The organism is Tenacibaculum profundi (assembly GCF_057162725.1).
The window spans coordinates 143,964-165,561 of record NZ_CM169894.1 but is presented as its reverse complement, the minus strand read 5'-3'; the positions used below and the strand labels follow the sequence as shown (position 1 = coordinate 165,561).

Sequence of the window (21,598 nt, the reverse complement as noted above, 5' to 3'; positions counted from 1 at the left end):
TTACTTATTCTTTTTTAGCCAAACATTTATTTCCATCCCGTACTCGTATTCTTGATTTTCCTTTTGGTAAGCTACCTATTACCACGTTTCTGGCTGTATTAACAGAAGTACTAAAAGGAACCCATGTTCCATTTCCATTAAGCTCATATTCAAATCCTTCACCTGTCCCCCCATTAACATTATAGATTTCAATTTGTCCGTCGTTTACACCATAGCAAGACTGGTCTTTTTTGTGCCTTGCTGAAAAGCTTATATTTGTTGGCTGATCCAATCGAAACGTATCTGTCTTCTCCAAAGAATCCCAAAAAGGAGATGATTCTACTGGTTTTTGAGGAGATTCCCCTATGTTTAAGGTTTGATATCTGAAATAATAGTAATCGTCTGTTCCTTTAGTGGGAGAAATTTTCTCGGGCCATTCAAAACCAACATTTCCACCTCCTAAATCATCAAATTGAATGATTGGATCTGATGTATTGATAGGAATTGAACTTAATTGGTTTACTAAAATCTTACGGTTCATTCCGTCGACATAAAATAAAGTTACCACCAATTGCTCTGCAGATTCAATAGGCCTGCTCAATTTCACCGAAACTTTGCCCTCATCAAGATCTGCACGTTGATAAGAACAAAAATAATTTTTCTGATTGTAGAGTGCCAAAAATTCTGGAGAACACGATATAATACTAAAGCTTAGTGGTTCGTTACATAAATAAGAGTATTTTTCGCAATCTTCATTATAGTACTTAATTCTAACTTTCAAAGATTTACCTATAGTTGCACCTGAGATATTCGCCGTATTTAATTCAAAAAAACTAGCTCTGCGTTCATAGGGCAAATAAGTTTTCCAATCAGCATTGGTTTCTAATTTATATTCAACAGCATAACTGGATTCCTCATTACAATCATTAACATAAAATTTAAGTGGCTGACAATCTTTAAGCAAAAGATTATCAAACGCTTCTTTTTGATCTTTCTCTAAAGAATTACTACTATAAATTCTAGGGTCGTCGTAAATTCTATAAATGTTAACATAATTAATACTTAAAGAACCACAATATGGAAAAAGATAATTATGTTTCAAACATCCAGATACTTCTGAAATAACAGTTTTTCTAGTATTATCCATTTTTACAAAACCATTTTCATCTTGTACTGCTCCGTCACATATAAAAGAAGAAGTTGCTTTGTAATTTATCTTTGAATTTGCCTCTGCAAACTCCATAGGACTAATAAATCTTATGATACTATCATACTTTTTGTTTCTTATTATTTCAGGATCAGTAATATTTGTAATTTGAACATTATCAAGATATATTCTTTTACTTTGCAAAGAAGAACGTAACTTTAAGTAATAACTCCCTTTATATCTATCAAATGGAAAAAATAACTCTTTAGACTTGTTAGAAAGATCAAAGTTATACTCAACTTTATAGTTAAACCCTTTCTTTAATTTTTCGGCGCTATATTTAAAACTAACGTCAATAGTTGCTTGTCCTCCATTACTATCATATAAATCCATAAAACCTGATGCTATATTTGATGCATTAAAGGAGAGTATATCTGTTTTACCCACACTTGCACTGTAGCCATCACAACTAAACCAGCTTCTTTCATGAATAAATGATGAAAACTGAATTTGTTTTGGCTTATGCTCAAAATACTTCGTTAGTATTTTTCTCTTTTCTACTTTAGGATCACGAGTAAAAATAACAGTATGCGTAACATTATTTACATCCGTTACAGTAAGTCGTACATGTTTATTTTCTCCACAGAGTCCACTATTTGCAAGAAAATTATAATCATAATCTATTATATCTACTTTGTAGTTATAATCCTGTGCGTAAAGCACATAATTACATAAAAGCATTATGAAGAAGTATTTTTTCATGTTATTTATTTTTAAAGAACCCTGTCTTTATGAATTGCCTATCTATATCCTTTATTTTTTTTATTTATATCAAAAGAAATCCCACTAATTCCCTTTGGATAAACATTTATTTTTATCTCGTATTTTTAAACGAACCTTTCCTTTGGGTAAACTTCCAACTACTACCGTTCTTACTGAACTGTTAGAAGCGTCAAAAGAAATCCATGTTCCGTTACCATTTAGCTCGTATTCATACCCCTCTTCTGTTCCTCCTCCAGCATTGTATATTTCAATTTGTCCATCATTCACATCAAAACATGACTGGTCTTTTTTATACTTTGCTGAAAAAACTACATTTGTTGGTCTATCCATTCGAAAAGAATCTGTCTTTTCTAAAGAATCCCAAAAAACATCTGTTTCTGATGGTTGATTAGGCGTTTCTCCCAGATTTAAAGTCTGATACCTGAAATAATAATGATCACCAACCCCTGCAGTAGATGGAATTTCCTCTGGCCATTCAAAACCAAATTTTCCTCCGCCTAAATTATTTAATTTTATTTCGGGATCCGTTGAGACTATCGGTTCGGTGCTTAACTGATTTACTAGCACTTTAAGACCTGTATCGTCTACATAGAATAACGTTACTACTAGCTGCTCTGTTGGTTCGATCGCTCTACTTAATTTAATTGAAATTTTACCCTCATCAAGATCTGGGCGTGAATAAGAACAGTAATAATTTTTTTTACTGTAATATCCTTCAAATTTGGGAGAACATGTTGTCACTGTATAATCTTTAATGGCAACAAATTTGTCTAAAGCTCTATGTCCTGTTCTAAACCTTAAAATACTTTGCCCGTTGGTAGGAAGACCTAACCTTGTATATAAGTCTTCTATATTTATATTAATTGTCGTTTTTTTCGACTCCAAAGGTTCCCACCCATTTGTATTTATTTGATAATCCCAATCATAGCCTCCTTTTAATTCAATCGTTTCGTTATAGCATAAGTTTTTATTAGTTCCATCTGAGTTAGTTGGACCTTCAAGATGCAATGCATAAAGCTTTTGCTTAAAACCACAACTTTCCCGAAAAAATTCCGTTGTAAAATTATTGCTTCTTACCCTTCTTTTATAACGTGAATCATTGAATGTATCGCATTGACTTGTTGGATCCAAGAGGCTAATTTCATGATTTTCAACACTTATATCGATATAACTCCATGTATTTGGTAAGGTTAAAAAATCAAAAAACACCTCCCCAACATTATCAAGAAAAGCATGCCCTGCATGGCTTGGAGTTTGAGTATTTTGTCCTGAATCAATAGACAATTTAACCTGTCCATAGTTCCTATGCAATCCTTTGGTTACTTCAGTTTCCACTAAATAAGCATACTCTGAGCTCTGTGCATTTCCTTCTGAAAGAAAGCACGTTAAAAACCCACACAATATTGATTTAATTTTATCCATTAAATTCCTTTAGCAAAACAACCTTGGTCATCTTTTAATTTTACTCTTAGTTTTGTTCTTTTTAATTGATCAACCACTACATTATTCCCCGAAAATGATGTCCAGTTTTTAAGAACAGTAAGGGTATTCGTTCCTTGAACCTCATAAACTATATATGAAAAAGTTCTATTCCCTTCAGATGAGACATTATAAAGACGAATTTTACCGTCTTTTACTGCATAACATGATTCATCGTTTATTTTTTCTGCAAAATACGCTACTTTTTTGGCCTTCCCGATCGTAAAAAGATGCTCCGATAAAGTAGCCCATGTAGGATCACTTGAAACAATGCCACCATTGCCTAGTTTTGTCTGGTATTTCAATTTATAATTACCCGCAGGTAAATCACCTACCCAAGTGTAGCTGTAAGTACCATCACTTTCATTAAATAAGTTAAAAGTACTCTCCTGCGGATTTGCTGCTAAATCATAGCCTGTATCGTATTCATAGTAAAGCGTCATCACTAAATTTTCATTGGTATCCAAGCTCCTCTTTAGTTTTAATTTAAAGCTACCATCATCAGAGTAATTACATTTTGTTTTAATAGGATTTATTGCACTAAACTCTGGTGAGCATGTTGTTAAACTAATGGTGTAATTGTTCAATGAGTATATTACATCGTTTGTAAATGGTGCAGTGAACTTGAAACGTAGTTGTAAGTTTCCGGAAAATTGAGACTGCCAAGAGGTTCCAAAAACATCTAGTAAACTCACATTTAAAGGATACCTATTTTTATGATTTGGTATTTCTTTCCAACCTGAGTTACTGTAATATTCCCATACTAAACCGTTCACATTATGATTTAATCCATCTGAATACCTTGCAAAAATTGCCTCCCTTTCGCAAATCTTACCGTTTGGAACATTTATTTTGGGTAGTAAAACTGCATAATATGAAAGCGGAAGACATGGTGCAACACAATAAATTGGATTACTTCCCGTATATAAAACATCAATTCTGTCGAAATGATTTAGTATTTTATCAACTTCTGTATTTGGACATTCATCAAAGAGAGTTCCTCCACAGTTACCAGAACAATCATTACCATCACGCTCATCAATAATTTGTGTAAAATCAATATAAACTTTTACATCTCTTTCAGAAATATCATACTTCCCCTGCTGATGACTCACCAACAAACTGACTTTATCTATTGGGCAGTTTTCAGGGTCTATCAAAATTTCTTTTTTTAAAACATATAGCTCTGATTGTGCATTTATATTAAAAACAATGGAACATAAAAAACAATAAAACATTGCTACTCTCATACCTAATATTTAACTTCCATTTGTTTCATTTCTCCTAAACTACCGTCTTTAAAAACAGGTCTTAACATATAGATATAACTATTGTTTGGGTGTACGTCTTCGTCAACAATTCTGGTAATCGTTTGAGGAGCATTTCTTAACAAAGTCACTTTTTTATCTTTAACACCTTTATAAATCATAACCTCTAGCAAATTATCTTTATCTACTATTTTCCAAAAAATTTCAATGAAACCATTTATTTTATCAACATAACTCCCAAGGCTTTTTATGCCAGATCTAAGCTTTGTTTTAGGTACCTCAATCGTTAAATAATTTTCATTTTCAGACTTTAACCCACTATCATCAACCGCTTTTATCAGATATTGATACTCGGTACCTCCATCCACATTGGAATCTACCCAATCGGTGTATGCTACTTTTAAGCTATCTTTAGGAATGGAAGCTGATAATGACCACTTAACAGAATCTTTTACACGCCTATAAACCTCGTGTGTTAGGAGATCTCTACTCTGGCTATTGGCCCATTTTAAGTGTACTTTTCCTTTTTTTACCTCGTAAGATGTAATCACAGGGGATGTTGGTGGTATATAATCTGGCTTTTTTAGTGTTAACCTATCCGAATATTCAGACATATTATAACGTTGATCTACTGCAACGATTTTATAATATACTTTATCATTTAAATTCTTAACCGCAATACTGTCATAAAAAATAGTTGCTTTGTGAGGACTTACCGTTATTTGAGAAAACTCTTCCTTTTGATTATTACCTCTAAATACGCGATACCCAAGCATATCTGGTTCTGTATTTGCTTTCCATTCTAAAGTTACCACACCTAAGCTATCTACCTTGCCTTCTAGCCCAACAGGTTTTACCGGTGGAATTGAATCTATGGGCTGTACTAAAACAGGATAAGAATCACGATTACTTCCATTCTTACCTATGGCAGTAATGGTAAAATAATTTGTTGGATCAATATCATCATATTGAATAGATCGCTCTTTTGGCGCTATGTTTTCGATAACAGGTTTATAAATACCATCTACTTTATTACTTTTATTGAGGCGAAAACCAGTTATAAATTTAGTCCCTTCTTCTAAAAATTCCCATTCCAGCAATACGCTTTTATTAGTATTAACAATTTCTTTTGAGCTTATTTTTGGCACATATGCTAATACTTTTAGTCCTTTTCCAGAAATTACCTCGGAAGGAGGGCTTAGCTCACCAAAGGGTGTTCTTCCTTTAACCCTATAGTAATAAGTTTTGTTGTTCGTTATTGAATCTATATAATAAATTCTTTTCGTATCTACCCTTCCACCGCTATTTAAGGTAGTATATGGTAATTTATTAATTTGCTCAAATAATTGTCCGTTTTCAGAACGCTCTATAAAGTAACTATTATACTGATTTGCATATATTTTATAATTCCAGTTTAACATTACCTTTTGGTCATCGAAGATGGCTGCTAAATCAAGTGGCCTAGGTAACTCCTCATAATCTTTCATACCAATAAATACACCTCCATCATTTATCTTCATTTCATTTTTTGGAACCAAAGAAAACACCTTATAAACATATTTTTCATTCGGTCTAACTTCATGGTCTTCAAATGCCAGCCCTGCTAATTGAGCTACGGAAAAGTCTTGGTCTGCTGCATAAAGTGCCCATGTAAAACGCTGCTCCTGCTCTTGCGACATATTGATGATTCCTTGTAAACTGCCGACCCCTTGAACATTGAAATTCTCGCCAAATAAAGCTTGTGCCATCACAGCTGCATTGTTATTTTTTTCAATAACTTTCATCCATTCTTCAGGTGATGCAGGTTTAAATTCTCCAAGCTCTTTAAGAATAGGTTTATTTATAGTTTGTCCATCAATACTAATAGTATATCTCTTGAGTTTATATCCGTATTTAGCTAGCTTTCTAAATGCTCTTGGAGTATCTGGAGCCCAGCGAAGCATTATTTTTGGATCCGTTTGCGCTCTTCCTAAAACTTTTATTTCTGCTTTTTTAGTAATCGTTTGTGCATAAGCAGCGCCAATTGAGCACAATATTAATATGGTTATTTTAACAATCCTTTTCATTCAGCTTTAAAATGGGTTTTTATATTTAAATATAGCATTGGTCCCTAATTTACCTCCTGGTAATACATACTGCATTTTAACCTTATACTTTCCAGAGCTAATGGCTGGAAAGATACCATTTATGATAAAATTATACTTTTGAATTTGTGTGGCATATTGAGAAGGATAATTTAAATACTTATTTACCACTTTATATTGTAAATCGATAAAATCATTCTTATAATGATATGGTAAATTATATCGAAATGGCATTCTTTTATCCAGTAATGAAAAATTTGGTTTTTGTCGCAAATACGGCACATACCAAGTTAATATATCAAGCCCTTTTATGGGTGGTAAACCTAATTTATCCGTATTCCTATTAAAGGTAAAATCAGCTTCTAAAGGATATCCCTCATATATCAAGTTGTAAATTCTATCTTTATAATAAGAATCATCTAATACTGCCTCTACTGCTATTAATGGCTTATATCCTGAGTACTCACTTCCTTCTAGTTCAACCTCATCAAATCTCTCCGATGCCTTCATATCTGTTTGTATTGCATGAACATCTGAATAAATAGGATCTAGGTAGTGTTTAACAACATTTTTTGCTTTTATCTTTCTCTCAAAGGTATTGTATTTACTGGTATTAAAATCATACTTTAACAATGCTGTTTCAACCTCAGTGTTCACCACATTTTGAACATTTTTATTCTTAACTTTTATCGTATTACCTTCCTGCCCTGTATCTTTTTCTGTATAAGAGGTAGTATTCTCTTCCCTTTCTTTTCCTTCAGGCATGCTAATTAATTCCAAGGTATATTTTTTACTATTTTGAAGTTGACTAAGGTTAAAATTAACCTTACGATCTCCTTTATGATAACTTACTGTATTCGTTACCAAATGCCCATCTTCATTAGAATATCTGACATTTTGAGACCAGTTTGTTTCTGGCTTGAATAAATAAGGCTGTCCTCTTTTTAATTTTACAAAACCTATTTTAGACTCTTTTTGAAAAAAATATTTTTGATCAATTACAGGATACGCATATACAATATTTTTCAGTGGAATAAAATCTGGAGCTTCACCCGTTGTAAAAGTTCGCTCCTCTATTTCCTGTGCTTTCTTTCCTTTTGATAATATCGTTACCCAACTTCCCCCTCTCAATTCCTGAAAACTAACAACTACTTTTGTTTTTAAGGTGGATTTTGGTGGTAATACGTCAAAAGAAATAAAGTTAGCAACGTCTTTGCTATCGCTCCATTCCAGCTCGCCTTCTATTAGCTTTCCTTCTTTGGTAACTACAAATTCATCGAGTAAAATTCTATACGTTTTAACACCTTGATCATCCTCAAGTTCAAATGCTTCGTTAATTTTCATATTAAAAGCTGCTTGTGGAGCTGTAAAAACATCTACCTCAGAAGCCTGGTCATCGGGAGTTACGCCTGATATAATTTTAAGTCCGCCTAAAGGTGCTCCTCCAATAATTTCACATTCATCTCCGAGTTCAATCTTAAATCGGAACCTTCCACTAACGAGCCCTCCAAGAACACTAAAATGCCCTCCAACATAGCCTCTAAACCATGATGGGTTTGGTAATTTTGCTTGTAATAAAACGGCAGCTCCTGCCCTAATAATTGGAATTTTTGCTTTATAAAACCACAGATTTACCTTAACTCCTAATTCTCCTTCTAAATACGCATAAGCTTGTCCGTTTGCATACCATCCATCTACACCTATTTGACCACTTCCTTTACAAGCTGTTTCGCCATAATCTTTGATCATGATATCAAATCCTAATCCAGCTCTAAAGCGAGCATAAAAAATCAAGAAATTCATATCTCCTGTATCCACACTCAGATCCATACCTATTGCGAATCCTCGACCATCCCCCAAAGCATTTAAGTCTCTCATGTAATCCAGATTAGACAAATTAACACCTAAGATGTCAGCTACAGCCTGTGGAGGAGGCGGGCTTCCTGGAATTTTATCTCCTATCATTAAATACGTAGTTGCCTTTACACTAAAACTACCTATCCCGACACGCAATCCAATACGATCTTTAGGTGTTCCCATATGCAAATACCAACCTTGAGTACTTGAATGAAAAACTGCCCAACCAGCCCTACCCCGTGGCCCTACTCCACTAAAAAAGTTTCCAGGTGTGTTTACGTATACTTCCATTTCACTATGAAAAGACCTATTTTGAAAATCCATTTCCATAGAAAAATGCGCATCTATTCCAACATCAAATGTTAAACCATCTTGTGGAAAGGCTAATTTACTGTACTCTGTTAATTTTGTTTCTTTAATTTTTTCAATAGCAGCATTGTTTTCAAGGTTATTTACCTTGTCTTGCATTGCTGTTAGCTTTTTCTTGAATTTATCGCCAAACTTAAAGTCAATAGATTTCATAACATGGGCTTCTCCAAAGAAAAGAACTCTATTTAGCCCTCCATGCTTATTAAATGCCATCTCAAACCCTACTTTTCCATTAAATGCCCTTTCATTACCAATAGCAAATCCCAACATTGCCCTAAACCCTAATCCTGAGTTAGCATCCGGAACATAATCCATTCCTGAAGGAGGACCTGGAGTCTTTACAGGCTTCCCTTCGTAAACCAAAACTGGTGGATTTGTTTTTTTTGTCATATGGTAATAGGCACCTCCTCCAAATCCGTTTACCTCAAGAACGCCAATTGTGGGTTTTGTTACCATAGCTGATAAATCTGCATAGGCATCTACGTACCAGTATCGAACATCTGTTTTTCCAAACCAAGCAGTTGCTTTTACATTTATGTCATTAAAATCTGCTTCCAATTCTCCATAAAAACCATCACCATACACAGGATCGTCATCTTTAATATCGACGTGTCCTTTAAACTTTACACTTCCAAGATCTGCAGCAACCTTTATTCTTTGAATATCAACTCTATCAAATTTCCAGCGTTGTAACTCATTTTCTTCATAAAACTTCCCTACGATATCCAATTTTGTTCCACCAGAAAAACCTTTTCCCATCAAGTTTACGTCTATAGCAAAACTTAAAGAAGTTTTACGTTCGTTCGCTGTAATTCCAATTTCTGAAATTGTTACTGGAAACCGTGCAAACTTAACATCTCCCTCATACCCCATATAATCCACTGAAAAATAAGGTGATTCTGTCTGAAGTTGAAGTTTCTGAAAAGTTACTCCTTTAAAATCTATAATTCCTTTTTTTCCATTTTCTAACTCGGCATTACTTGCATTAATATTTAAACTGCCATGTAAAACTGCTTTGGGTCTAAATTTTCCTTTTGATACTTTTAATTCAACTCTTGAATTCTCTAGAAGTGTCGCTTTTGCCTTGAAAACATTAAACGCAAGCTTTTTAAGAGGTGCTAAGCTTAAGATATATTCATCTTTTGCTACATCAATTATGGCTTCGTACTTAACCGTTTTATTTGCTAACGCTTCCTCAGAAAGATTCGTGAGTTCTTCTTTCTTTATTTTTTTAGAAACGGGTAATACAATATTACCTCCAAAGCCTGCTCCTGTAATTTTATTAGCTTCAAGATTTGCGTGGAGATTCTTCACTGAAAATTGCCACCCTGAAGCATTTCCTTTATCCAAAGAAAGTATGTTTTCTGCAGAAAAGTTTCCCGAAACCCCTTCATTATCTAATAATAAATTCATGGCTTTAAAGGAGATTCTCTCATTACTTCCGTTTTCTTTAAATTCTTTTGGAAGCGCCACTTTTAAGGATTTTATAAAAACACCTCGCCATAATTCTTCATTTCCTGCTACTAAGTATTTGCTCTTATAACTTTCAGTAAATTCAACACTCTCGGAGTTTCTAATATCACTGAAATCGAAAACAGCTTTATTAACTTCAAATACAAGTCCAGCCTTTCCTTTTCCATCCCCTCGATTTTTATTAGTTATCTGAAATGGACTAAGGCTAACTTCAGCAATAATGTCATTCCAATCTTCAACAACTGTTTGAAAACTTCCTTTTACTCTATTTGTACCTCCATTACTATCATCTCTCTTGTAATTTTCACCTTCTCTTTTAACAGGCTCTATTAAATCACGTGAAAAAAGCACATCAGCGGCGATTCCGATTTCTTTTAATCCTGAGCAATCTATGGTAACGTAAGTTTTATTATCAATCGCTCCTGTCTGCATATTAAACCCTCCTTTTAACTCAAGTAAAGCTTTATTCCCATTAATAGGGATTGGAATGTTCCCTAATAAGGAAATATTAGTATCTCCTACAATGCCTCCTTTATGTGATATTTTTAGATTGTCTGCTCCGAAAAATAAAACAACCTGACTTCCATCTTTTCTAGATTGTGGAATTACAAGTTTAACAAATGCTGTTACTTCTGTATAACTTGGATAAAATTTTGCTTTGCTAATACCTAAGACTGTCGTTAATCCTCCTACTTTTTTTTTAACGCCGATAGGTAAACTAATCATATCATCCGATCCAAGAACATCAACATAACTACCGTTAGTTTCTAATTTATTAAATATGGAACTTGCCTTTGCTATTAAGGAATCTACTTTCGGATTTTGAATGTAGTTTTTTATTAGATAATCCTCGTTAAAATCATCTAAGCCTGACAATACATTAAGCTCTGTATTAAGCTTCTTTACTGAGATTTCGTTAAATAAATCATTTGAATATATAAAGGAAGAGCTAAATATCAATAGCAGTAAAAACAATTTTTGCATAACTTAATTCTAAGGGGTTAATTTCTTCTTCTTATTTTAACCTCAAAAATAATATTATTTTACAACCTCTTAAAGATTTGTTAATTTATTTTTTTCAATTTTTACAATTTTATGTTTTTTTTTGATGTTTTTAAAACTTAAAAATAAAACAGCGAACAATAATTTATTATTCCAATTGTTAAATATTTCTAATTTACATAAATTTTTCTTGAAACATTAAGATTACATCCGTTTAGTAAAGAAGTTTTTTTACAATTAAAGGCTTGTTCATTTAAAAAAATACACTTTACCTTACATTTTTTAATTTAACACAACTTTATCTTGATAATTAATAATAAATAATATTGTGTTATAAAGGGTAATTACGGTAAAGCTTTCTAATTAAATTGACCTACAATTCAATAAACACATAAAAAACTGGTTTACAATTTTTTAAATTCATTTTTTTTATTAATTTTGGGTATAAACTTTTAGCTGCGTATTAACTAAACTTTCGTTGCGTAATTATTTGAATAACCTGTTAGTGCGCAGTATTTATTATTTGTATTGAGGCATTTCTTTTCCAGTATAATAACTTCATTTTTAATTTTTTATTATTACACTTATTAAAGTGTTTTTTTTTGAAACAAAAAATCAGTCAACATATTTTTTTTAAAATTAAAAATCAACTACTTAATCAAAAAATTATCTTATTTAAAATTGAAACTGAATACTATTTCAAATTAATACCCTTAATGCAAGTTCAGGGTTATCACCTATTTCTTGTCTCAAGAAATATTAATTTCTTTGCTTTAGCTTAGAGAACGAACTAAGTTTTTTCTTATTAAATTAGTTTTTCCCGTTCAATTTAGAACGGGATTTTTGTTTTTAAAAATCTATTTACTTATAAAATTCAATAGTTTTAAGCTCTATAACTTAGATTGTATTGTAATATATATTACTTTTTATAATGCAATTGTCTTTTCTTTATATCAAAATTATTACTAAAGCACTATGTTTAAAATACTATTTTTATAATAAAACACATAATTGTCAATAAACTAAGTTTTAACCTATTTTAGCCTATTTTAGCCTATTTATGCTAATTATTTTCTAGTTTCAGGAACTCTAAAACTATTTTATAAAAAAGCAGTATTACATTTTATTTTTTAATGGTTTCTACTAATCTTAATTTCAGTATTGTTATCTATTTACTCCACCATTTTATTTATTGACTTTTGTAAAGCATTTTCGAATTATAATGTCCGTACTACTTATGGTAGTTCGTTTCGTCGTATTTCAAAAAAAATGTTTAGATTTTTAGTAGAGTTTATATTACGTTTATAAAAAGGAGCTTGAAAGCTCCTTTTTTAATTTTATCGAATTATTTGTTCCTACTTGATTACATTATTTAATACCAATCAACAAAAGATTTCATAATGGCATATACCAAAAATAAATTCGATACAATTTACTTTTACTTTAGATATAATTTGAGTAATATTAACAATCACTTAACGAGCAAGTGAGCAAACCAAACGTTTAATAAAAATTTAATTATAATGAAAAAAAAAGGAATTGTAAAATACTTCAATTATGCTAAGGGCTTTGGATTTATCTGGGAGATAGTTACTAAGAAACAATATTTTGTACACTTTTCTTCTTCAAATGATGAAATTGGCGAAGGTGATTTTGTAGAGTTTAATACCAAAGAAATAGAAAAAAAATCACATGCTATTGAAGTAAAGGTACTACGTAAAAACGAGTTTTCTCATTGTATATCTAGCAATGGTGAGCTTGATATAAAAAGAATAAATGAACGTTTAAATGAACGTTGGAAGATAATGAAAAATGAATTATAAAGTTCCTTAATGACATGAAAGCCTCCTAACAAAAAATAATAATTTCAATACAATTAACTTTTTTTTTCAAAAAGTATTTCCGTAATATTGATAAACACATGAAAAGCATGTGAGTAAACCAAACATTTAATAAAAATTTTAATTACGATGAACAAAAAAGGAATTGTAAAGTTCTTCAATGATACGAAGGGTTTTGGATTTATCTCAGAAGAAGGTACTAAAAAAGAACATTTTGTACACATCTCTGGGTTAATTGATGAAATTAGCGAAGGTGATAATGTAAAATTTGAACTTAGGGAAGGCAAAAAAGGACCACATGCTGTAGACGTACAGCTACTATAGTGACTTTTTCTAGCTTAGCGAAGCCCTTATCAATATTGTTAATGGCTTTGCTTTAAAAATAATAGTAACTAATTTTTAAAATTTCTATGTATTCAAATCCAATATAATAGAAATGAAAATAATCATAAAGAAAATAAATAGTATAAAAATTTATTCTTATTTAGATTTCATACTTCTTGAAAATTATAAAAAATTCTTTTTTACCGTATTAAAAACACTATCAATACCTATTCAAAAGGTTGCCATGGCTATTTTTTGGTATAATTTTAATTGTCTTAATAAGCTTTGATAAATTTTATTTATTTATCGCTTATAACGTTTTTGCTAAGTTGCGTTTTAATGCAGTTTAGATTTTGTTAACTTGAGTTATGGTATTATTCTTTTCCAAAAATTTCGAAAGCGAATATTCAACTTTAGAAGATATTTCAGGATAAGCTTTTCTATTTACTACTTTATGTATTTTTAAACTTTTTAATTCTCGAATAAGCATTTTTTCACTTATCTCCGGAATCAATCCTTTAATTCACAAAACATTTTTTGCTGTTACCAATCTCGTGTATAACTCTTAGTCTCTATGTAACACTAATAATTGTTAGTGACTTGTTTACTGGACAAATAATTTTATTCTTCTTTAAACCAATAAAACACTTGTAATAAACGACTTAAACCTTAATGTAAGTACCTTACTTTTATGCAGGTACTTGTTTAATACTATGTAAATAGAGAACTTTGTATCAAAAACAAAATATTATGAATGATAAAATATTTGTATTAGGTGCCACAGGTGCTCAAGGAGCAAAAATTAGTGATGTGTTAATTGAAAATGGAAATAGTGTTATAACTATGTCTTCAAAATCAAATGAAAAACTTAAAAAGAAAGCTAATATTGAAATTGTTACTGGAAGTTTAAAAGTAGTAATTCGTCTGTCTGATTTGTGGACAGCAACATCAATCCATACTGGTACTTTTCCATTTCTATAAATCAAATCTCGTACTTCTTTATCCGTTAGTCCATTTTCAATTCTATCATTGTCTTCAGGATAGATGTCAAATTGAGTTAATTTAGGATTATCATTTGATGAATTCAAATGAACATCATATCGGAATTCTGGAACCAATTTATTTTTCAAATAACGCTCAGCGAACTTAAAAGAGACAAAACTTGTCCTATTGATTAATATTAAAAATTCTTCTTTCGTCATTTAATGAAACCTAACGTATTTGTATATGAAAAGTAGCAGAATAAAAAACTAGTACTTTTTCAATTTAAATACAAAAATAGCAGAAAAGAACGAACTTTTATTTTAGCTCTAAACTGCTATTTTTTATATACCCTGTTATAAGCCGTTACGCTTAGTTTTTATCTTTTAGTAATTTTTGAACTAAGATTTCTAAATCCTTAATTCTAGAGTTTTGCTTTTTCAACTCTTCTATTTCTTTTTGTTGAACATCTAGTTTTTTCTCTTGCTCAATCGTATACAAAGTCAATTCCTCTATTTTTTGTAGTAATTTAGAATCCATTTCACCAAGATAAATTCCATTTTCTTCAACTTCCTTAGCACTTGGAATATCCTTTAAATGTCCTTTTTCTTTTATATGGTTTTCTACTTCTATTAAGGTTGGTAAGTGATAGTCTTCTTTAAACACGAAATCTGCCCAATTTGAATAAGTAGCAACTTTAACTTCTGTTGCAGCTATTTTTCCATTGACCCCTAACTTGAAACCTTTTGTATCTTTAATTCCCATTCCAATCATTCCATTTGAATCAATATGAAAAGGAGTAGATTTCCAAGTACCTCGATTTTTCCACATTTGAATAGAAAAATTACCGTTGTTAGCACTTAAAACAGGTCTTTGTGTTGTATTGTTTCTTGACTCCAACTGTATAGCAGCACCAACACCACCGCCTACAATCAATTGATGATAACTCGTTTCTGAACCTTTTACTTCTAACTTAGCGTTTGGACTTGTTGTTCCAATTCCGACATCTCCTCCAAAATATCCTTTATGAAAAACTTTAAATATACTTGATCTAACATTTACCTCTTTCCAGTCCTTATCATTAGATGTATAACCACCTATAAACAGTCTACTGGTTTTGTTTTCCATAGGTTGCAAGTAACTTAAAGATCTATTAAAGTCTATTCCATAGGATTGAAGAGAGGTGCTTGCTGAGTTATTACTATTCACAGCAACAAAGTTAGAACCATTTACATATCCTCCAAAAATAGCATCTCCATTTGATTTAATTCTAAAACGCTCAATAGAGTTATCAAAATTAAAACCTCCCGAAGCGTAAACCAAATCTCGACTTCCTTTTTTAAAGCCCAAAATTCCTCTTTCTGCCACTCCATTTTCTGCCCAATAAATATAGCCAGAATTTCCTGAATTAGGTCGTAAATGCAAAACTTGATCGTTATTAGAATTAGTGATCGTTAATCTATCTTTAATTTGATCTTGCCCATTAACTCCCATACTCATTCCCATCATAGCAATGACGGCAATTTTAATTTTTGTTTTCATAATAATTTAAATTTATAATTGTTTTTAAGTTGTTTTCTTTTATGGCTTATAACGGTTCGTGTAAAATGCGTTTTAATGCATTTTTACACCTTGTTATGCACTTTACTTATTTCTTCTTTTATTCTATTTAACGTTTTTTCTCCAAGTTCATTAGCAATTATGGAATGATATTCCTCTATTATCTTTTCGTATCTGGAGAATGAGTCAGGACTAATTTTCCAAACAGCTTCTTCAATCTTAATTGTGGACTCAAGTAAATCACCTTCATATAAGTCACCTTCGCTTAGTGGGTTTTCTTCCAATTTTTTAATCACAATTGGGAGTAAGTGCTTTGTTCCAATCCTTTGACTCAATAGTGTTCTCAATTGTTCGTTTGTCAATGAGCCAATTGGTATTTTTCGATATTTAAAACACCTTTCCACAAGTCCAGAAGGAAATTCTCCATCTTCAATCCAAATATCATTCTCAAGTTGCTCTATCGACTTATTTAAGTCCATTATTCCAGTTTTCTTCTATTAGTTTATTCTAAACAACTTCAAAATCAACTGATTGATTATCAGCTTCTTAAATATTTCCCTTTCAAAATCGTTGTCGAAAAAACTCAACTGATTTTTAGTAGGGGGATTGTGCATAACTAGCGGATATACACAATTGTATATATTTCCGCTACAAATATAACATTAATGAGAATTATCAAAAAAAACTAAAAAGCTAACAAATTATAAGTTTTATAAAAATCATTTACACATTAAGAGGTAAAGAGAATATTCAAGATCATTTTAAATACCAAAGCTTTTATTAAATAAAAGAGCCTATATAATTAATTGAAGAAATGTTTATCTATCCATTTACTTTTTTTGATAACTTGCCTAATTAATTTGAAAATATCGAAAAAACAAAAATTGACGCCTCTGGTGACACCCAACAAAAAACCTCTGTAAATCAAAACATTAAGTAAAAATATTTGCTATATATCATAGTCAATATGATTTTGCAAAAATAAATAAAATGCTAGCGTATCTTTTTGAAAAAAATCATACCGCTATTTCTATGAAAACCTTGACAGAGATATTGAAAACATAGATTTACTAACAATAAAACTAAAAAATTATAGAATCGGGTTAGAAAAATACGCAAAAGGAAAAACTACAGATATTTTAAAAGAACTTATCGTAAAATTTATAGGTTTGATTTTCAAAACTATAACAGACTTGATATAATGCGCAACAATTACGAATAATTTTAATGAATACTTACTTTTTATCGATAATATTTCATTTTAACTTCTCTTGTTTTTTTCACTAATTAACTCTATTAGGCTAGCTAAAATCATGACAATAACACATCCTAAGAGATTTAACCACAAATAAGGAAGTATCTCTAAATACCAAATTACTATAATTAGTACTTGTGTTATAATTGCTGCAAGAAATACAGCTGGTCCACGTACAAATTTTATAAAAAAAGCCAACAAAAAAATACCAAGGACATTCCCATAAAAAATCGATCCTATTATATTCACCAATTGAATTAAATTATCAAATAAATTTGCTACACAAGCCACTGATATGGCTATGATACCCCACATAAAAGTAAACCATTTAGAAACTTTAACATAATGTTTATCTGAATGCTCTTGGGAAACATTTCTTTTATACAAATCTATAGTAGTTGTAGAAGCTAGTGCATTCAATTCTGATGCTGTCGAAGACATGGCAGCCGATAAAATTACAGCTAACAACAAACCAACCAAACCTTTAGGAAGATAATCTAATATAAAGCTTATAAATACATAATCCTTATCGTTTGTTTCTACTTTTGTATTTGATTTTTTTATAAGTGATTTTGCTTGTTCTTTTAGTTCAAGATCTTTTTTATTTAAAAAAATCAATTGTTTTTTGGATTCCTTTGTCAATTTATTAAAAAAAAGAACCTTTTTTTCCTCTTCAATACTTTTATGATTACGTTGTAATTCTTTATATTGTTTAGCATATTCTGATTTAATTACAGCTTCTTCCGCTTTTGGATTAAAGTTCAAAGGGGAACTATTAAATTGGTAAAAAACAAATACCATAACACCAACCAATAGTATAAAAAATTGCATAGGAACTTTTAATATCCCGTTAAAAATCAACCCCAACTGGCTTTCCTTAAGAGACTTTCCAGATAGATATCGTTGCACTTGACTCTGATCTGTTCCAAAATAAGAAAGCATTAAAAATGTACCTCCTAAAATTCCTGTCCAAACTGTATAACGGTTGTTTAAATCCCATGAAAAGTCAAGAATTTGCATTTTACCACTTGCCCCTGCTATTGCGATAGCTTTCGAAAAAGTAATTTCTTTAGGCAAATACTGAAGTATTATATAGAAAGTAATAAACATACCAGCAAAAATTACGGCCATCTGCTGTTTTTGTGTAACACTAACAGCTTTTGTTCCTCCTGAAACTGTGTAAACAATAACCAAAAAACCAATTATAATATTTAGAATAATTAAATCCCAGCCCAAAACTGCAGATAAAATTATCGCTGGCGCAAATATGGTAATTCCTGCAGCGAGTCCTCTTTGAATCAAAAATAAAATAGCTGTTAATATTCTTGTTTTTTTATCAAATCTTCCTTCAAGATACTCATAAGCGGTGTATACTTTGAGTTTATGATAAATTGGAATGAATACCAAACAAATGATCACCATTGCAACAGGTAAACCAAAATAAAATTGGACAAACCCCATACCACTATTAAAAGCCTGTCCAGGTGTTGACAAAAAAGTAATTGCACTTGCTTGCGTCGCCATTACAGACAAGCCAATAGTCCACCATTTTGTATCATTTCCTCCTTTAATATATTCTTGGACACTCTTCTGACCCTTTGTTTTCCATGCTCCATATACTACAATAAACAATAGCGTGAAGGACAATACTAACCAATCAAGACTCTGCATATTTTTTTTAATTATATAAGTTTGTTATTATATAAAAGAAAATAAAATAAACAATATTCACTAGTAGAACAAGACTATATTCTAGCTTCCACCTGTATTTTTTAAAAGTCATAAAAGTCATTTTTATCGATAAATTCTGCTTTCCAAAAAGTACTATTTAAATAGGTAGCTTTGTAACAACAGCTTTTACTCTCAAAATTAACCATTTAAATAAAAATAAAGCGTTAATTTTTTCCTAATGATAAGATTATGTTCTTGTTTTATGCCAAAAACCTATATCATCAATGTGTTTTTAAAGCATTTTACCATAAAAGGTTTTTAAAATACCCTATATTTTTTAGTTTCTTCAAATATATGCTCTAGAATTTGTTTTTCTTTATCGTCTAGTTGTATACTTCTTCGCGCCATAACAACTTCAGCTACTTCAAAAGCTTTTTTAGTTTTGTATTCACTGTAGCCTGAAGAGCCTCCCCAACTAAAAGAGGGAATAAAATTTCTTGGAAATCCACTTCCAAAAATATTTGCCGATACTCCAACAACTGTACCTGTGTTAAACATTGTATTAATGCCACATTTAGAGTGATCTCCCATCATTAGACCACAAAATTGTAATCCCGTTTTTGAAAACCCACCGGTTTCATAATTCCATAGGCGAACCTCAGCATAATTGTTTTTTAGATTAGAGTTATTGCTATCAGCACCAATATTACACCATTCTCCGATAACTGAATTTCCCAAATACCCTTCGTGCCCTTTATTTGAATGCTGAAATAAAACAGAATTGTTTACTTCTCCACCTACTTTACAATGAGGACCTACTGTTGTAGCCCCATAAATTTTTGTTCCCATTTTTAGAACAGCGTTTTCTCCTAAAGCGAAAGCTCCTCTAATCATGCAACCTTCCATTACTATTGAATTTCTTCCAAGATATATTGGTCCTTTTGATGCGTTAAGTGTAGCAAAATTAATTTCAACACCTTCCTCAATAAAAATATCATCCTTATTAAGATAATTAACTGTATCTGGAATTGATTGAGACTTTCTATTTTTTGTTAAAAGATCAAAGTCAAACCTGATAGCGCTATCATTAAAACTAAATATATCCCATGTGTTTTTAATTTGAATCAGATCTTTATCAAACTCTATTTGATCATACGTGTCAAAGTCAACTTCTTGTTGAGAATTGTTTGAATAAAAAGCTATTACATCTTCATCTTTAAAAATAGCCTGGTTAACCTTTAAATCTCGAACCATTTCAACAAGTTTTTCCGTTGGTAAAAAAGAAGCATTCAGAAGAACATTGTTTTCCATTTCAACCATTGGATATTTTTCCTCTAAGTAATCTTCAGTAATTGAAGTTGTTGTAAAACCAAGAAGTTTCTCCCACTTTTCTCTAATTGTCAGAATTCCAACCCTAATATCAGCAACAGGTTTTGTATAGGTAAATGGTAACAAGGCATTTCTAACATCCCCATCAAATAAAATGTAATTCATTTTTTTATTTTTTCAGCAGGACAAACATACCAATTTCAATTTATTTTACAAGTCAAAATTTTAAACTTACATTTGTTATTATAAATAAAAAAAACACATGAAAAAAATACTAGTTTTAATATTAGTTATTATTAGTTTAACAGCAGGCCTATATTATTCATTTATTTATTTTGTACCCTACAGTAAAGGTGTTAGATCTGGAGAATTAATAAAAATTAGTAATAAAGGTATTGCTGTAAAAACATGGGAAGGCGAAATTAGCCAGGGGATTTCTGGTGCTCAAATTTTTTCCTTTTCAGTTGAAGACAAGAATAAAAAGGTTATTGATGATCTTCAAAAATATCAAGGAAGATATGTAAAAGTTCACTATAAAGAACGTTTTGGTACTTTTTTTTGGTTAGGAGATACTAAATATTTTGTAACACAAGTAGAAGAAGAACAATCACCTCATTTTAGAGGTACTACAACAAAGAAAGATGAAAAATAAATTTGTAAATGTAGAAGACACTCGTATTTCAATAACTGAATTGATGCTGCCCTCACACGCTAATTTTAGTGGAAAAATACATGGTGGGTATGTTTTAAATTTGATGGATCAAATAGCTTTTTCTTGTGCCTCCAAGCACTCAAGCACTTATTGTGTGACAGCATCTGTAGATACCGTTGATTTTCTTAATCCGATAGAAGTTGGCGAGCTTGTTACTATGAAAGCTTGCATAAATTACGTTGGTAAAACGTCAATGGTCGTGGGTATTCGTGTAGAATCTCAAAATATTCAATCTGGAAAAGTAAACCACTGTAATTCTTCATATTTTACTATGGTTGCTAAAGATCAAAATGGAATAGGTAAACAAGTACCTGGCTTAATCATAAACAGTGAAATTGAAATGAGAAGATTTTTAAAAGCTACTAAGCGAATTGAAATGAAAAGAAAGCGGCAAGATGAATTTGATGGAGAGAACTTTTTAATCCAGAAGTATATTAAAGATTTAGAATTCTATAATGTAAAAATTAACCTTTAAATCTTATCC

At 31.0% G+C, this 21,598-nt stretch carries 15 protein-coding genes; 4 read left to right on the top strand and 11 right to left on the bottom strand.

Going from position 1 to position 21,598, the window contains the following annotated elements:
* Positions 1-4: 4 nt before the first annotated feature.
* The 5 genes from AC2GW8_RS00535 to AC2GW8_RS00515 all read right to left on the bottom strand — a co-directional run bounded on the left by AC2GW8_RS00535 (position 5) and on the right by AC2GW8_RS00515 (position 11,423).
* Positions 5-1,888, bottom strand: coding sequence for a SprB repeat-containing protein (locus AC2GW8_RS00535; RefSeq protein WP_440880849.1), 1,884 nt, complete (start codon positions 1,886-1,888; stop codon positions 5-7).
* An 84-nt stretch (positions 1,889-1,972) separates the two neighbouring features.
* The gene (locus AC2GW8_RS00530) at positions 1,973-3,331 is read right to left on the bottom strand and encodes a hypothetical protein (protein WP_440880848.1); all 1,359 of its coding nucleotides are present in this window, start codon (positions 3,329-3,331) and stop codon (positions 1,973-1,975) included.
* Positions 3,331-4,638, bottom strand: a complete 1,308-nt coding sequence (locus tag AC2GW8_RS00525; protein ID WP_440880847.1) for a hypothetical protein — start codon at positions 4,636-4,638, stop codon at positions 3,331-3,333. The genes AC2GW8_RS00530 and AC2GW8_RS00525 overlap by 1 nt, the downstream gene beginning before the upstream one ends.
* 2 nt (positions 4,639-4,640) lie before the next feature.
* The gene (locus AC2GW8_RS00520; RefSeq protein WP_440880846.1) at positions 4,641-6,722 is read right to left on the bottom strand and encodes a fibronectin type III domain-containing protein; all 2,082 of its coding nucleotides are present in this window, start codon (positions 6,720-6,722) and stop codon (positions 4,641-4,643) included.
* Positions 6,723-6,728: 6 nt separating this feature from the next.
* Entirely contained in the window at positions 6,729-11,423 is a 4,695-nt protein-coding gene (locus AC2GW8_RS00515) for a hypothetical protein (protein ID WP_440880845.1), read from the bottom strand.
* Between the two features lie 1,541 nt (positions 11,424-12,964).
* Here AC2GW8_RS00515 and AC2GW8_RS00510 point away from each other — a divergent pair.
* Positions 12,965-13,264 carry a cold shock domain-containing protein gene (locus tag AC2GW8_RS00510; protein WP_440880844.1) on the top strand — a complete coding sequence of 100 codons (300 nt, stop codon included), beginning with the start codon at positions 12,965-12,967 and terminating at the stop codon, positions 13,262-13,264.
* A 147-nt stretch (positions 13,265-13,411) separates the two neighbouring features.
* Positions 13,412-13,606, top strand: coding sequence for a cold-shock protein (locus AC2GW8_RS00505; protein WP_440880843.1), 195 nt, complete (start codon positions 13,412-13,414; stop codon positions 13,604-13,606).
* Between the two features lie 346 nt (positions 13,607-13,952).
* On the opposite strand, the gene AC2GW8_RS00500 is transcribed toward AC2GW8_RS00505, so the two are convergent.
* The 6 genes from AC2GW8_RS00500 to AC2GW8_RS00475 all read right to left on the bottom strand — a co-directional run bounded on the left by AC2GW8_RS00500 (position 13,953) and on the right by AC2GW8_RS00475 (position 20,567).
* Positions 13,953-14,120 (bottom strand): winged helix-turn-helix transcriptional regulator, encoded by a 168-nt coding sequence (locus AC2GW8_RS00500; protein WP_440880842.1) that lies wholly within the window; start codon positions 14,118-14,120, stop codon positions 13,953-13,955.
* Positions 14,121-14,394: 274 nt separating this feature from the next.
* Positions 14,395-14,808, bottom strand: coding sequence for a hypothetical protein (locus AC2GW8_RS00495; protein ID WP_440880841.1), 414 nt, complete (start codon positions 14,806-14,808; stop codon positions 14,395-14,397).
* Positions 14,809-14,959: 151 nt separating this feature from the next.
* Positions 14,960-16,129 carry a hypothetical protein gene (locus tag AC2GW8_RS00490; protein WP_440880840.1) on the bottom strand — a complete coding sequence of 390 codons (1,170 nt, stop codon included), beginning with the start codon at positions 16,127-16,129 and terminating at the stop codon, positions 14,960-14,962.
* 83 nt (positions 16,130-16,212) lie between these two features.
* A complete protein-coding gene (locus AC2GW8_RS00485; protein WP_440880839.1) occupies positions 16,213-16,626 on the bottom strand; it encodes a contact-dependent growth inhibition system immunity protein in 414 nt (137 codons plus the stop codon).
* A gap of 782 nt (positions 16,627-17,408) precedes the next feature.
* Positions 17,409-19,073, bottom strand: a complete 1,665-nt coding sequence (locus AC2GW8_RS00480) for a sodium:solute symporter family protein (protein ID WP_440880838.1) — start codon at positions 19,071-19,073, stop codon at positions 17,409-17,411.
* A 318-nt stretch (positions 19,074-19,391) separates the two neighbouring features.
* Positions 19,392-20,567 (bottom strand): GlmU family protein, encoded by a 1,176-nt coding sequence (locus tag AC2GW8_RS00475; RefSeq protein WP_440880837.1) that lies wholly within the window; start codon positions 20,565-20,567, stop codon positions 19,392-19,394.
* Positions 20,568-20,664: 97 nt separating this feature from the next.
* On the opposite strand from AC2GW8_RS00475, the gene AC2GW8_RS00470 reads away from it, so the two are divergent.
* Together AC2GW8_RS00470 and AC2GW8_RS00465 are read left to right on the top strand one after the other, a co-directional pair.
* Entirely contained in the window at positions 20,665-21,054 is a 390-nt protein-coding gene (locus AC2GW8_RS00470; protein ID WP_440880836.1) for a 6-phosphogluconate dehydrogenase, read from the top strand.
* 43 nt (positions 21,055-21,097) lie between these two features.
* On the top strand, positions 21,098-21,589 hold the full coding sequence (locus AC2GW8_RS00465) for an acyl-CoA thioesterase (RefSeq protein WP_440880835.1): 492 nt from the start codon (positions 21,098-21,100) through the stop codon (positions 21,587-21,589).
* Positions 21,590-21,598 lie beyond the last annotated feature (9 nt).

What these genes read in the sequence shown, in the direction of transcription:
- AC2GW8_RS00535 (WP_440880849.1), bottom strand. Translation starts at nt 1,888, where the DNA reads ATGAAAAAATACTTCTTCATAATGCTTTTATGTAATTATGTGCTTTAC.
- AC2GW8_RS00525 (WP_440880847.1), bottom strand. Translation starts at nt 4,638, where the DNA reads ATGAGAGTAGCAATGTTTTATTGTTTTTTATGTTCCATTGTTTTTAAT.
- AC2GW8_RS00505 (WP_440880843.1), top strand. Translation starts at nt 13,412, where the DNA reads ATGAACAAAAAAGGAATTGTAAAGTTCTTCAATGATACGAAGGGTTTT.
- AC2GW8_RS00510 (WP_440880844.1), top strand. Translation starts at nt 12,965, where the DNA reads ATGAAAAAAAAAGGAATTGTAAAATACTTCAATTATGCTAAGGGCTTT.
- AC2GW8_RS00480 (WP_440880838.1), bottom strand. Translation starts at nt 19,073, where the DNA reads ATGCAGAGTCTTGATTGGTTAGTATTGTCCTTCACGCTATTGTTTATT.
- AC2GW8_RS00485 (WP_440880839.1), bottom strand. Translation starts at nt 16,626, where the DNA reads ATGGACTTAAATAAGTCGATAGAGCAACTTGAGAATGATATTTGGATT.
- AC2GW8_RS00530 (WP_440880848.1), bottom strand. Translation starts at nt 3,331, where the DNA reads ATGGATAAAATTAAATCAATATTGTGTGGGTTTTTAACGTGCTTTCTT.
- AC2GW8_RS00465 (WP_440880835.1), top strand. Translation starts at nt 21,098, where the DNA reads ATGCTGCCCTCACACGCTAATTTTAGTGGAAAAATACATGGTGGGTAT.
- AC2GW8_RS00470 (WP_440880836.1), top strand. Translation starts at nt 20,665, where the DNA reads ATGAAAAAAATACTAGTTTTAATATTAGTTATTATTAGTTTAACAGCA.
- AC2GW8_RS00475 (WP_440880837.1), bottom strand. Translation starts at nt 20,567, where the DNA reads ATGAATTACATTTTATTTGATGGGGATGTTAGAAATGCCTTGTTACCA.
- AC2GW8_RS00495 (WP_440880841.1), bottom strand. Translation starts at nt 14,808, where the DNA reads ATGACGAAAGAAGAATTTTTAATATTAATCAATAGGACAAGTTTTGTC.
- AC2GW8_RS00490 (WP_440880840.1), bottom strand. Translation starts at nt 16,129, where the DNA reads ATGAAAACAAAAATTAAAATTGCCGTCATTGCTATGATGGGAATGAGT.
- AC2GW8_RS00520 (WP_440880846.1), bottom strand. Translation starts at nt 6,722, where the DNA reads ATGAAAAGGATTGTTAAAATAACCATATTAATATTGTGCTCAATTGGC.
- AC2GW8_RS00515 (WP_440880845.1), bottom strand. Translation starts at nt 11,423, where the DNA reads ATGCAAAAATTGTTTTTACTGCTATTGATATTTAGCTCTTCCTTTATA.